The sequence below is a fragment of the Polaromonas sp. P1_E11 genome (assembly GCF_056405995.1).
Genome location: NZ_JBFUBA010000001.1, coordinates 1,237,396 through 1,249,591, shown reverse-complemented (window position 1 = coordinate 1,249,591; position 12,196 = coordinate 1,237,396). Strand labels below are relative to the sequence as shown.

General features: G+C 64.3%; 11 protein-coding genes. 5 read left to right on the top strand and 6 right to left on the bottom strand.

Annotation, left to right across the window (positions count from 1 at the left end):
* Positions 1–3 precede the first annotated feature (3 nt).
* Positions 4–384 (bottom strand): aspartate 1-decarboxylase, encoded by a 381-nt coding sequence (panD, locus tag AC1D11_RS06090; protein WP_477648477.1) that lies wholly within the window; start codon positions 382–384, stop codon positions 4–6.
* A 159-nt stretch (positions 385–543) separates the two neighbouring features.
* On the opposite strand from panD, the gene nadC reads away from it, so the two are divergent.
* From nadC to pabB, 3 genes are all read left to right on the top strand, one after another.
* Positions 544–1,422 (top strand): carboxylating nicotinate-nucleotide diphosphorylase, encoded by an 879-nt coding sequence (gene nadC / locus AC1D11_RS06085; RefSeq protein WP_477648476.1) that lies wholly within the window; start codon positions 544–546, stop codon positions 1,420–1,422.
* Entirely contained in the window at positions 1,419–2,534 is a 1,116-nt protein-coding gene (nadA, locus tag AC1D11_RS06080) for a quinolinate synthase NadA (protein WP_477648475.1), read from the top strand. Before nadC ends, nadA begins: the two co-directional genes overlap by 4 nt.
* Positions 2,535–2,609: 75 nt before the next feature.
* Positions 2,610–4,361 carry an aminodeoxychorismate synthase component I gene (pabB, locus tag AC1D11_RS06075; protein ID WP_477648474.1) on the top strand — a complete coding sequence of 584 codons (1,752 nt, stop codon included), beginning with the start codon at positions 2,610–2,612 and terminating at the stop codon, positions 4,359–4,361.
* Positions 4,362–4,382: 21 nt separating this feature from the next.
* On the opposite strand, the gene AC1D11_RS06070 is transcribed toward pabB, so the two are convergent.
* From AC1D11_RS06070 to AC1D11_RS06055, 4 genes are all read right to left on the bottom strand, one after another.
* On the bottom strand, positions 4,383–4,742 hold the full coding sequence (locus AC1D11_RS06070) for a 5-carboxymethyl-2-hydroxymuconate Delta-isomerase (RefSeq protein ID WP_477648473.1): 360 nt from the start codon (positions 4,740–4,742) through the stop codon (positions 4,383–4,385).
* Between the two features lie 42 nt (positions 4,743–4,784).
* The gene (gene nadB, locus AC1D11_RS06065; protein WP_477648472.1) at positions 4,785–6,395 is read right to left on the bottom strand and encodes an L-aspartate oxidase; all 1,611 of its coding nucleotides are present in this window, start codon (positions 6,393–6,395) and stop codon (positions 4,785–4,787) included.
* A 172-nt stretch (positions 6,396–6,567) separates the two neighbouring features.
* On the bottom strand, positions 6,568–7,449 hold the full coding sequence (locus AC1D11_RS06060) for a segregation and condensation protein A (protein ID WP_457279615.1): 882 nt from the start codon (positions 7,447–7,449) through the stop codon (positions 6,568–6,570).
* 94 nt (positions 7,450–7,543) lie between these two features.
* The gene (locus AC1D11_RS06055; protein ID WP_457279614.1) at positions 7,544–7,771 is read right to left on the bottom strand and encodes a DUF3460 family protein; all 228 of its coding nucleotides are present in this window, start codon (positions 7,769–7,771) and stop codon (positions 7,544–7,546) included.
* Between the two features lie 141 nt (positions 7,772–7,912).
* Between AC1D11_RS06055 and bamE the strand changes: the two genes are divergently transcribed.
* Entirely contained in the window at positions 7,913–8,434 is a 522-nt protein-coding gene (gene bamE / locus AC1D11_RS06050; RefSeq protein ID WP_477648471.1) for an outer membrane protein assembly factor BamE domain-containing protein, read from the top strand.
* Positions 8,435–8,500: 66 nt separating this feature from the next.
* Here the strand turns inward: bamE and AC1D11_RS06045 are convergent, their stop codons facing one another.
* Positions 8,501–10,171, bottom strand: coding sequence for a SulP family inorganic anion transporter (locus AC1D11_RS06045; RefSeq protein ID WP_477648512.1), 1,671 nt, complete (start codon positions 10,169–10,171; stop codon positions 8,501–8,503).
* A gap of 253 nt (positions 10,172–10,424) precedes the next feature.
* Here AC1D11_RS06045 and AC1D11_RS06040 point away from each other — a divergent pair, with 253 nt between their 5' ends.
* Positions 10,425–12,191: a sensor domain-containing diguanylate cyclase gene (locus AC1D11_RS06040; RefSeq protein WP_477650962.1), complete on the top strand. Its 1,767-nt coding sequence runs from the start codon at positions 10,425–10,427 to the stop codon at positions 12,189–12,191.
* Positions 12,192–12,196 lie beyond the last annotated feature (5 nt).

Here is a 12,196-nt window from a genome sequence, read left to right as displayed (position 1 = left end):
GGGTCAGGGCTTCTGCACCGGAATGGTCGAGCGCTCTTCCTTGATGCGGTTGTCGGGGTTGACAAACACCAGCTTGGGGCTGAAGCCCGCGACATGCTCTTCATGCACCTGCGCAAACGCCGCAATGATGACCAGGTCGCCTACGGCAGCCCGCCGCGCGGCGGAACCGTTGACCGAAATGATGCGGCTGCCGCGTTCGGCACGAATGGCGTAGGTGATGAAGCGTTCGCCATTGTTGATGTTCCAGATGTGCACCTGCTCGTTTTCGGCGATGTTGGCGGCATCCAGCAGGTCTTCGTCGATGGCGCAGGAGCCTTCGTAGTTGAGTTCGCAGTGGGTCACTGCAGCGCGGTGAATCTTGGACTTGAGCAGTGTTCTGAACATGGTGTGTGGAGGATGTACTCAGGCAAAAGGAAAACGCCGGGGTGGGCGAAGGGGCCGGCGGCGGGCAGCGGCAAAGGGCGCTGTAACATTCGCGGCAGTTTTGAGGTCTACTCAATAGTTTAGTGCAGGGTACTGCGCGGTTTCTTTCTTAGATTACTTATGAAAAAGTCATTTGATTTCACGACCGAAGTGCTTGGCGCCTTGGCCCGGGCGGATGCGGCGCGCGCGCTGGCGGAGGACATCGGCAGCGGCGACCTGACCGCCGCACTGATTGACCCGGCCCGCCAGGCACGGGCGCAGGTGGTGGCGCGTGAAAGCGCGGTGGTGTGTGGCAGCGCCTGGGTCGAAGCCACGATGCGGCAGCTGGACCCGGAGGCCCAGCTGGTCTGGCATGTGAAGGATGGCGAGCGCTGCGAAGCCGGCCAGGTGGTGTTTGAGGTGCGCGGTCTGGCCCGGGCCCTGCTGTCGGCCGAACGCACGGCGTTGAATTTCTTACAGTTGTTAAGCGCCGTTGCGAGTAAAACGGCTGTCTATGTTGACATCGTGAAAGGCACGCGGGCTGCTATTGTGGACACACGCAAGACCCTTCCCGGCCTGCGGCTGGCGCAAAAATACGCGGTTGCCGCGGGCGGCGGAACCAACCACCGGGTGGGTTTGTATGACGCGGTGCTCATCAAGGAAAACCACATCGCGGCCGCGGGCGGTATTGCGCAGGTGCTGGCACGCGCTGCGGACGTCGCCGCACAGGCAGACTTTGTGGAGATTGAGGTCGAGAACCTGGACGAGCTGGCCCAGGCGCTGAACGCCGGTGCGCGCATGGTACTGCTCGACAACATGAGCCTGCCCGACCTCAAAGAGGCTGTACGCATCAACAATGGGCGAGCCATCCTTGAAATTTCGGGCGGGGTCACCCTGGAGGGCCTGCGCACCCTGGCCGAAACCGGCGTGGACCGGATCTCCATCGGCACCCTGACCAAAGACGTGCGGGCGATTGATTTTTCCATGCGCTTTGACGCCGAGAGCACGGTGGCGGCATGAGCGCGGTGCTGCCGATCATTCGCGTGGACTACGAGCAGCCCGAGGGCGCTGCTTGCAGCACGCACCAGGCTTGGGCCCGTGTGCCGGCCGAGCCCACGCAGGCCGAGCGCGCCGCGCTGAAGGCACGCATCCGCGAACTGCTCAAGGCCCGCAACGCTGTCATGGTGTCGCATTACTACGTACACCCCGACCTGCAGGACCTGGCTGAAGAAACCGGCGGCCTGGTGTCGGACTCGCTGGAGATGGCACGCTTTGGCCGTGACCATGCGGCACAGACGCTGGTGGTGTCGGGTGTGCGCTTTATGGGCGAGACGGCAAAGATTCTTTCACCTGAAAAACGCGTGCTGATGCCCGACCCGGACGCGACCTGTTCGCTTGATCTGGGCTGCCCGGTGGATGAATTCAGCGCTTTTTGCGATGCTCACCCGGACCGCGCGGTGGTGGTGTATGCCAACACCAGCGCCGCCGTGAAGGCGCGGGCGGACTGGGTGGTGACCTCCAGCTGCGCGCTCGACATCGTGCGTGCGCTGAAAGACCAGGGCCAGAAAATCCTCTGGGCGCCCGACCGCCACCTGGGCAGCTACATCCAGCGCGAGACCGGTGCCGACATGGTGTTCTGGAATGGCGCCTGCATCGTGCATGACGAGTTCAAGGCCTTTGAACTGCAGGCCCTGAAAAAAGAGCACCCCGGCGCCAAAGTGCTGGTGCACCCTGAGTCGCCCGCCGACGTGGTGGCGCTGGCCGATGCCGTGGGCTCCACTTCGGGAATTTTGAAGGCGGCGCGCGAGATGGACGCGCGCGAATTCATTGTGGCAACCGACAACGGCATGCTGCACAAGCTGCGCACGCTCAACCCCGGTAAAGTGTTTATTGAAGCCCCCACCGCCGGCAACAGCGCCACCTGCAAAAGCTGCGCGCACTGCCCGTGGATGGCCATGAATGGCCTGGCCGGTTTGGCCCACGTGCTGGAAACCGGTGCGCATGAAGTGAAGATAGACCCCGCGCTGGGCCTGCGTGCCCGGCTGCCGATAGACCGCATGCTGGCTTTCACAGCCGCCCTGAAAAACGGACAGCCCACGGCAGGGCTGGTGCCGCATATCGGTGCGGCTTGAGGCCGGATCCGGGTACGGTAGATGCTCCTGTTTTGATAGCTGCTCGCGCTTGTTTTGTATGGGCTGGAGGCCGATATGAGCCCCATGACAGCCTGTATTGACTTCTCGGACCCGCATGACAGTGCCGCGCCGCGCCTGCGCCGTGCTTTCGGCGCGCCGCGTGCGGTGCTGGTGGCTCGCACGCTCGGCGAGGTACGGCCGGTACTGGATGCCGTGCAGGCCGCTGCCGCACAGGGCGCCTGGTGTGTGGGTTACCTGCGCTATGAAGCTGCGCCGGCTTTTGATGCGGCGCTGGCTGTGCATGACGCGGACGGGCCGCTGGCCTGGTTTGCGGTACACGACGAAGCCTTGCCCTGGCCACAGGCCGTGCCGAGTGCCGACGTGCAGGTGCAGTGGCAACCGGGGCTGGATCGCCCGGCTTTTGACGAGGCCCTCGACACGTTGCAACGGGCGATTGCCAACGGTGCGTACTACCAGGTTAACTTCACGGCCCAGATGACCGGCCGGCTGCCGGCAGGCCAGAATGCCGCGCCGGCCCATGCCCTGTTTGGCGCCCTGCAGCGCGCGCAGCCCGGCGGTTATGCCGCTTTCCTGGATACCGGTGATGAGCAGATCTTGTCGGTGTCGCCCGAGTTGTTTTTTGACTGGCGCGGCGGTCAGCTCCTGACACGGCCGATGAAAGGCACGGCGCCGCGCGGCACAACTCCCGAAAGCGATGCTGCCCAGGCCGAAATGCTGCGCACGTCAGCCAAGGAGCGTGCCGAAAACGTGATGATCGTGGACCTGCTGCGCAATGACCTGTCGCGCATCGCCGAGCCCTTCAGCGTGCGTGTGCCGCGCCTGTTTCACGCTGAGGCGCTGCCCGCGGTCTGGCAGATGACGTCGGACGTCGAGGCGCGCACGCGGCCCGGCTGTAGCCTGGCCGAGGTGTTTGCCGCGCTGTTCCCCTGCGGTTCGATCACCGGCGCACCCAAGGTACGGGCCATGCAAGCGATTCGTGAGCTGGAAGCCGGGCCGCGCGGTGTGTATTGCGGGGCCGTCGGCGTGGTGCAGCCCGGCGGCGCGGCGACTTTCAACGTGCCGATCCGCACCGTCAGCCTGCGCGGCGCCCAAGCCCGTTGTGGCATCGGCAGCGGCATCACCTCGGGTTCTGTGGCTGAAGGGGAATGGCAGGAGTGGAGCCACAAGCAGGCCTTCCTGGAGCGAGCCAGCATGCCCTTCGAGATTCTGGAAACCCTGGCGCTGGAAGCGGGTCAGTTGCGCCATAGGGAAGATCACCTGGCGCGCATGGCGGCTTCTGCGACCCACTTTGGCCACCGATGGGATGCCGTGCAGGCCCATGCGTGCCTGCAGGCATTGGCGCAGGCGCACCCGCAGGGCCTCTGGCGCGTGCGGCTACTGCTCAGCGCCAGCGGAAAATTCACCGCCCAGGCTTATGCCATGGAACCGTCGCTGCCCCAGGTGCGCCTGCAACTGGCCGGCCGCCCGCTGGACGCGGCGCACGGCGAATTTGTGCGCTTCAAAACGACGCGCCGCGCGCATTACGACGCCTTCACGCCGACCGAACCTGGCGTGTTTGACAGCGTGCTGTGGAATGCTGAGGGTGAGATCACCGAATGCACGCGTGGCAACATCGCGATGCGCGTGGACGGCTGCTGGGTCACGCCGCCGCTGGCTTGCGGGCTGCTGCCGGGCGTAGGCCGCGCGCTGGCGCTGCAAGAGGGCCGGCTGACCGAACGCGTCGTGCGGGTGGACGCATTGGCAACGGTAGAAGCCTGGGCGTTTGTGAACAGCCTGAGGGGCTGGATAGACGCGATGGTTGTCTAAGCCCTGCCCGTTCCAAAACCGTTAAAGCTTTTCCTTGACGTAGGAAGCGCGGTCCATGTCCACCATCTCCACGCTCAGCTGCACCATCACGCCCGCTGGCCGTGGGGTCAGGCGGCGCAGCACGCCGGCGATGCGCTCACCCAGGTCCTTCTTGGCTTCCGGCGTGCGGCCCGACAGCAAGCGCAGCTGGGCATGCACAAAAGCGCGTGAGGCCGGCGCGGTGCCGATCTCAAAATCGTCCAGGGCGACGAGCCGGGTTTTCAGGTCGGACTCGTCCTGTATTTCAGGGCTGGCGGCGACGGCCTGGTTCAGCGCCTGGAGCACTTCGGTCTTGGGAAAGCCGGCCAGGTTGCCGGAGTATTCAACGGTCAGGTGAGGCATGTGAGTTCCGGATTAAAAGTGGCAAAATTTTTTCAGGGAAGATCAGTTTTCGGGCGGCACCAGTATGGTGGGAACAGCCTGTTCAGCGGTACCAGGGAAGTCGCGGCTGAAATGCAGGCCGCGGCTTTCGTGCCGGCCGTGTGCGGAGCGCACGATCAGATCAGCCACCTGCACCAGGTTGCGCAGCTCCAGCAAGTCGCGCGTGACGCGAAAGTTGGCATAGAACTCCTGGATCTCCGCGTTGAGCAAGGCAATGCGGTGCGCCGCGCGTTCGAGCCGCTTGGTGGTGCGCACAATGCCCACGTAGTTCCACATGAAGCGGCGTAGCTCGTCCCAGTTGTGTGAAATCACCACGGCTTCGTCGGCATCGGTGACCTGGCTTTCGTCCCAGGCGGGCAGGGCGGGGACTTCGGCTGGTGCCTGGGCTTCAATCGTGTGGGCTGTGGCGCGTGCGAGCACCACGCACTCCACCAGCGAATTGCTCGCCAGGCGGTTGGCGCCGTGCAGGCCGGTGCAGGCGGTTTCGCCAACGGCATAGAGGCCCGCCACATCGGTGCGCCCGGCCAGGTCGGTGATCACGCCGCCGCAGGTGTAGTGCGCGGCGGGCACCACCGGGATGGGCTGGCGTGTGATGTCGATGCCGAGTTCGAGGCAGCGCTTGAGGATGTTGGGGAAGTGCTCCTGCAAAAAGGCCGGGCTCTGGTGCGAGATGTCCAGGTAGACACAGTCGAGGCCGTGCTTTTTCATTTCAAAGTCGATGGCTCGGGCCACCACGTCGCGCGGTGCGAGTTCGGCACGCGCATCGTGCGCGGGCATGAAGCGCCCGCCGCCGGCCGAGGGCGGCAGCAGCAGCTTGCCGCCTTCGCCGCGCACGGCTTCGGTGATCAAAAACGATTTGGCGTCCGGGTGGTAGAGGCAGGTTGGGTGGAACTGGATGAACTCCATGTTGCCCACGCGGCAACCTGCGCGCCAGGCCGCGGCAATTCCGTCACCGGTGGCGGTGTCGGGGTTGGTGGAATAGAGATACACCTTGCCCGCGCCGCCGGTGGCCAGGATCGTGTGTCCGGCGGTGAAGGTCAGCACCTCGCCGCCGGCCGTGTCGAGCACATAGGCGCCATGGCAGCGGTTACCGGGTTGTTTGAGATGCCGGTCGGTGATGACGTCGACCAGCATGTGGTGCTCATAGAGCGTGATGCCAGGCGTCTTGCGGACTTGCTGCATCAGTGTGCGCTGCACGGCAGCGCCGGTGGCGTCGGCCGCGTGCACGATGCGGCGCTGGCTGTGGCCGCCCTCGCGCGTCAGGTGCAGCTCGCCGGGGTGCCCGGCGTCTTCGGAAAAGGCCACGCCCAGCCCACGCAGCCAGACGATGGCTTCGGGCGCACCTTCGACCACGGCGCGCGTGGCGGGCAGGTCGCAAAGGCCCGCACCTGCGACCAGCGTGTCGCTCACATGCTGCTCCAGCGAGTCACCCTCGGCCAGCACGGCAGCCATGCCGCCCTGCGCCCAGCCGCTGGCCCCGTCGCCAAGCGCACGTTTGGTCACTACCGCTACACGCCGGCCCGGCGCCAGCAGCAGCGCGGCAGACAGGCCCGCCAGGCCGCTGCCGATGATGAGTACATCGAAGTTGTGTGAACCCAGGCTGTCAGCGGTCATGGAAACTCATTCATCGTTGAAATGAAATCAGGTCCTGGCGGGGTGGGCTATCCCAGTCAAGCAGGAGCCGCGGGACTGGCTTTGCCAGACCGCAGGCGGAGCGGCCCCTCGGGGGCAGGGAGCTACACGCAGTGAGCGACCGTGGGGCTCCAATGGACCGTGGGGACAATATTTAGGCGGGGGTGTATGCCAGCCGCACATAGATGGGTGCGAAAGCCTCGGCCTGCGTCACTTCCAGCAGGCCTTCTTTGGAAAGCTCGAGCAGCGCGATAAAGGTCACCACCAGCACCGGCATGCCGCGTGTGGCGTCGAACAGGTCTTCGAACTCGAGGAACTTGCGGCCCTGCAGCTTGCGCAGCACGATGCTCATGTGCTCGCGCACCGAGAGTTCTTCGCGGCTGATGACGTGGTGCTGCACCAGGCGGGCGCGTTTGACAATGTCGCGCCAGGCGTCTTGCAGGTCCACGATGTGCACATCCGGAAAGCGCGGCTGCAGCGATTGCTCGACATACACCTGCGCGCGCAGGAAATCGCGGCCGAATTGCGGCACTTCGTTGAGCTTGTGGGCGGCCAGCTTGATCTGCTCGTACTCGAGCAGGCGGCGAACGAGTTCGGCGCGCGGGTCTTCGGGCTCCTGGCCTTCCGCCACCTTCTTGGGCGGCAGCAGCATGCGCGACTTGATTTCGATCAGCATGGCCGCCATCAGCAGGTACTCGGCCGCCAGTTCCAGGTTGGTGGAGCGGATTTCGTCGACGTAGGTGAGGTACTGGCGTGTCACAGCCGCCATCGGGATGTCGAGGATGTTGAAGTTCTGCTTGCGGATCAGGTACAGCAGCAAGTCCAGCGGTCCCTCAAACGCCTCCAGGAAGACCTGCAGCGCATCCGGCGGGATGTACAGGTCGTGCGGCATGGCAAACAGCGGCTCGCCGTACAGGCGGGCCAGCGCCACCTGGTCGATCACGGCGGGCATGTCCGGGCTCAGGGCTGCGGACAGCTCCTGCCCGGCGGCCGGCGGCAGTTCCTGGGGGGATGGTGAAAAAGGGGTTTGGGACATGAAAGAGGCCGAAGCGGTGCGCGCGTTAAAGATTCGCTATGAAAAAGATAGCTGCTTGCGCTCGTCCTGCAAGGGCTGAAAGCCTGTTCGGCCCTTATTTTCCGTTCGGGTGGCTGCTGGTGCCGTACACGTAAGGCTGCTGGGGAACCTTGGCCTCGCCGTATTCCGCCTGTTCGGTGCGGTTCAGGTTTTTATCCCACAACAGCGCGCGCCCGGCGCGTTGCTCGGCTTCCAGGGTGGGCTTGTTGGCCTTCAGCTGGTCGATGAACTGCGTGGTATCGGAGGTGTAGTCGGAGCGGCGGAAGAAGTTGAGGAGGGACATGGGTCTAAACTGCCTGAATCGTATAGTTTGCTGATTTTACCGGGGTCTGCCTTGCGCCCATTGTTACCACCTTTCCCACCCTCCTTTGCACCGGCCCGAAGGGGCTTTTCAGCACTTTTTTCCGTCAGGACGGTCATCTGTATGGGTCTGCTCTCATTTGTCCTGGGCCTGGTGGCGTGCGACGCGCAGCGTATTGCCGAACTGGAAGAGGGCGTGGCCACGGAAGCCGATGTACGCGCCCGTTTTGGTGAGCCCGAAAAAATCTGGGAAGCGGCCGATATGGCCGAAACCCCGCAGCCCGGCGCTGCAGCGGCGCCGGGCGCCCGTACCTTCGAATACAACCGCCAGCCGGAAGGCAAGGTCAACTACATGATCACCATAGGCGCAGACGGCAGGATGAGTGCGCTTCGGCAGGTGCTGACACCGCAAAATTTCGCCAGGGTGCAGCCCGGCATGCGCATGGAGCAGGTGCGCAAAATGCTGGGCAAGCCAATGAAGGTCACCCCCTATGCGCTGAAACAGGAAACCCACTACGACTGGCGTTATGTGGAGCCACCGTCGGCGGCGCGTATTTTTACCGTGGTGTTTGATCGGGACCTGAAGGTGGTCAGCACGGGCTCGGTGGACGATGAAAGCGCGAGCACCGCAGGCGGCAATCGCTGACGAGCCGGGTTTATAAAGGAAAAATGGCTGCAGCCCAACAGTGACGGGCGCAAGCAGCTCCTGTTTTCATAGCGTTTCAATTTTCTCCAGGAAGCCCGAGCGCTGCATCACGGCCCGCGGCTGGGCATTGAGCCCTGCCATGACCAGCCGGCCGCCGCGCAGCACGATGGCCTTGTGCAGCTGCTCCAGCACATCGAGCCCGGAGGTGTCCAGCGACTGCAGCGATTGCACATCCAGCCGTACCACCAGGCCTTTGGGCGCGCTTTCCACCACGTTCAGGATGGGGTCGAGCTTGGCGACGGCGCCAAAAAACAGCGAGCCGTACAGCTGGAAGCTGGCGCCATCGGCGCTGCGCGAAACCTCCACCACCTGAAACAGAGTGCTCATGCGCCGCACAAACAGCACGCAGGCCAGGATAAGGCCGACCTGCAGGGCTACCGTCAGGTCAAAAACCACGGTCAGCAAAAACGTTCCCAGCATGATGAGCCGGTAGTGGCTGCTGGCCTGGCGCAGGCGGGCGAATTCGCGCCATTCCCCCATGTTCCAGGCCACATACAGCAGGATGCCCGCCAGCACCGCCAGCGGTACATGCACTGCCAGCGGGGCGGCTACCAGCACCACGACCACCAGCGTGAGCGCATGAACCACGCCCGAGACGGGGGAGGTGGCGCCCGAGCGCACATTGGTCACCGTGCGGGCAATGGTGCCGGTGGCGGGCATACCGCCAAAAAACGGCACCACAAAATTGGCCACGCCCTGGGCCATCAGCTCCTGGTTGGGGTCGTGGCGCGGCAGTCCGGAAATCTGGTCGGACACGCGCGCGCAGAGCAGCGATTCCACTGCGCCCAGCAGCGCAATGGTGATGGTGGGCGCCACCAGCAGCCGCACGGTTTCCCAGGAAAAGTCGGGCAGCGCAAATGAAGGCAGCGCACGCGGGATGCCGCCGAAGCGTGTGCCGATGGTCTCCACCGGCAGGTGCAATAAATAGGCAAATGCGGTCAGCGTCACCAGCGCGACGATAGGCCCCGGCATGCGCGAGGCCATGCGCGTGGCCCGCTTGAGTTGCACGCCCTCGACGGCCTGCATCAGCCTGATCAGCCGCGTGGTGAAACCGCCGGCGCTTCGCGTGTGCGCGGCAAACAGCTTGGGCCATACAAAGAGGCCGAGCAGGCAGGCCAGCCCCAGCCCCAGCGCGTAGGGGTTGAAGCTGTCCAGGTGTTCGCCGATCACACGCAGCTGCGAGAAAAAATCGGCCGGCATCTTGGGCACCACCAGCCCCAGCAGGTCCCTGACCTGCGACAGCACGATCAGCACTGCGATGCCGTTGGTAAAACCCACCACGATGCTCACCGGCACGTAACGCACCAGCGTGCCCATTTTGAAAAAACCCAGCAAAAAGAGCAGCACGCCCGCGCAGGCAGTGGAGATCAGCAGGTTGGCCAGGCCGTAGCGTTCAAGAATGCCGTAGACAATGACGATAAAGGCGCCGGCCGGGCCGCCTATCTGCACCGCCGAGCCGCCCAGCGCCGAGATCAGCGCGCCGGCGATGATCGCCGTCCAGATGCCGGCCTCGGGCTTGAGGCCGGAAGCGATGGCAAAAGCCATGGCCAGGGGCAAAGCCACAATACCCACCGTGACGCCGGCCCCGGCATCCTTGAAAAACCGCTCGCGGGTGTAGCCGGCAAGCGCTGAAAACAGGCGAGGGCGGAACGGGGCGAGATAGGCCGGTAAATGCATCATGCGGCGGGCGTGGGGCGTGGGATTTGCGTGACTGGTGGTATGGGCAACGGCGCAGGCATTGAATGCCCCGTATGACTTTTTTCCATTGTTCGAAGCCTCAACATTCGGTACATTAGAAGGTTTTGTTAGGTAGAAATAGTTACTTTTCGTGTGATTTCAGGGTCGAATCATCAGTGTCGTCCCGTTTTGATCATCTGCGTATGGTTTTTTGGGGAAGTGATTGTTTGGCCTTTTAAGTTTTTTGTCTGCAATGCCGCCGCGCCTGTCTGCCTGCCTGGCGGCCTTGCTGTTGGCCCACGCTGCGGCCGTTGCACAGGAAACGGCCGCCCCGCCTTCCCCCGTCGCGGCTGTTGTTGCACAAAGCGTGCCGTCTGCGGGCTACGACGCGGTTGGCCAGGGGTTGGTGCTGGTCGACAACACCGGCTCGCTGACCTTTGAGCAGGCCCACGGCCGCTTTGAAGCCGGTGAAGGCGAGCCGGCCAGGCCCGAACAGATCATGCCGACTGGCGACGGGCGTGCCTTGTGGTACCGGTTGACGCTGCCTTCGGTGAGCCAGCCCACACGGGTCATGCTCACGACACCGCATCCCAACATGGACAGTGTCTCGCTGTACCGCCCCTCGCAAGACCCTCTCGCTGCGGGGCAATGGCAAATCAGGCGCTCAGGTGATTCCATCCCCGTAGCAGAGTGGCCGGTGCGCCACCTGACACCGGCGTTCGAGATGCTGCTGCGCCCCGGTGAGACGCGGCCCACTTACCTTCGGGTCACCCACAACTATCCGATCAGCATGCACTGGGTTCTGACCGACCCGGGCAGTTTTCACGAGCAGTCCAAGCAATGGCACCTCCTGCTGGGGGTGTACATCGGCCTGGTGCTGCTGATGGCGCTGATGAGCGCTTTCCACGCGGTCTCGTGGCGCGATTCCATCCACCTGTTGTACGCCGGTTATGTGCTGGTCGTGGCGCTTGGCCAGTTGTCGCTGACCGGCCTGGCAGGGGAATTTTTCTGGCCCCGCAATGCCTGGTGGAACGACTGCGCGCCCGTGGCGCTGTCGCTTGCCACTGCCGCATTGCTGCATCTTGTGCTGCGCCAGATGGTGGTTGACCGCGATGTGCCCTGGCTTTCCCGCGGGTTGCTGGCCATGACCGTTCTGGGCTTTGCGATCGTGCTGGCCTTCCTGGCTCTGGGGAACAAGTCGTCTTTCAACCTGGCCACGCCTTACTACGTTGGAAGCATCGCCGTTTACCTTTTTGTTTCCGCCTGGTACACCTGGCGCCGGCCGGCCGTGGGTATCTGGATCATGGCCGCGATGGTGTGCCTCACCGTGGGCTCCATCTTCCCTATCCTGCGCACGCAGGGCCTGATGCCCCTGGGCACGGCCACGCAGTTCGGCGCGCAAATCGGTGCCGCCCTGGAAATCCTTTTCCTGATGATGGCCCTGTATCTGCGCAGCCGGGAAAAGCGCGACAACCAGGCGCGCGTCGGTGCGCTGACACGTGTCGACCCGCTGACCGGCCTGGGCAACCACCGCGTGCTGCTGCAGCGGCTGGACGCGTTGCTGATTCGCCAGCAGCGCGACCCCGGTGCGGGCGCGGTGGTGCGCATCCGGCTGGGCAACGCCGTGGATATCCGGCAGGACTACGGCATGGAGGCGGCACAAAGCGCGGTGGTCCAGGCCGGCGCCTGTGTCACAAGTGTTGCCCAGGAAGGCGATACGGTTGCCCGGCACCGCGATGGAGACTTTGTGCTGATCCTGCAGGGGCACCTGACGCGCGGGGCGCTTACCGATATCGGCCAGCGGCTGATTGCCCGCGGACTGGCCGACAGCCCCAGCCTGCCGCCCAACACCGTGCTGCAGTTCAAGGTCGCGGTGGCCGAAGCGCCGTTCAGGGAAGGCGATGCCACGCAATTGCTGCACTCGCTGGGCCTTGTGCTTGGCGAGCTTTCCAGCCGTTCGGGCACTGGGCTGCGCTTTGCGGCCGGGGCGGCGGATGCCAGGAATTCGGCACCGGCCTGAAGCAG

What these genes read in the sequence shown, in the direction of transcription:
- panD (WP_477648477.1), bottom strand. Translation starts at nt 384, where the DNA reads ATGTTCAGAACACTGCTCAAGTCCAAGATTCACCGCGCTGCAGTGACC.
- nadC (WP_477648476.1), top strand. Translation starts at nt 544, where the DNA reads ATGAAAAAGTCATTTGATTTCACGACCGAAGTGCTTGGCGCCTTGGCC.
- nadA (WP_477648475.1), top strand. Translation starts at nt 1,419, where the DNA reads ATGAGCGCGGTGCTGCCGATCATTCGCGTGGACTACGAGCAGCCCGAG.
- pabB (WP_477648474.1), top strand. Translation starts at nt 2,610, where the DNA reads ATGAGCCCCATGACAGCCTGTATTGACTTCTCGGACCCGCATGACAGT.
- AC1D11_RS06070 (WP_477648473.1), bottom strand. Translation starts at nt 4,742, where the DNA reads ATGCCTCACCTGACCGTTGAATACTCCGGCAACCTGGCCGGCTTTCCC.
- nadB (WP_477648472.1), bottom strand. Translation starts at nt 6,395, where the DNA reads ATGACCGCTGACAGCCTGGGTTCACACAACTTCGATGTACTCATCATC.
- AC1D11_RS06060 (WP_457279615.1), bottom strand. Translation starts at nt 7,449, where the DNA reads ATGTCCCAAACCCCTTTTTCACCATCCCCCCAGGAACTGCCGCCGGCC.
- AC1D11_RS06055 (WP_457279614.1), bottom strand. Translation starts at nt 7,771, where the DNA reads ATGTCCCTCCTCAACTTCTTCCGCCGCTCCGACTACACCTCCGATACC.
- bamE (WP_477648471.1), top strand. Translation starts at nt 7,913, where the DNA reads ATGGGTCTGCTCTCATTTGTCCTGGGCCTGGTGGCGTGCGACGCGCAG.
- AC1D11_RS06045 (WP_477648512.1), bottom strand. Translation starts at nt 10,171, where the DNA reads ATGCATTTACCGGCCTATCTCGCCCCGTTCCGCCCTCGCCTGTTTTCA.
- AC1D11_RS06040 (WP_477650962.1), top strand. Translation starts at nt 10,425, where the DNA reads ATGCCGCCGCGCCTGTCTGCCTGCCTGGCGGCCTTGCTGTTGGCCCAC.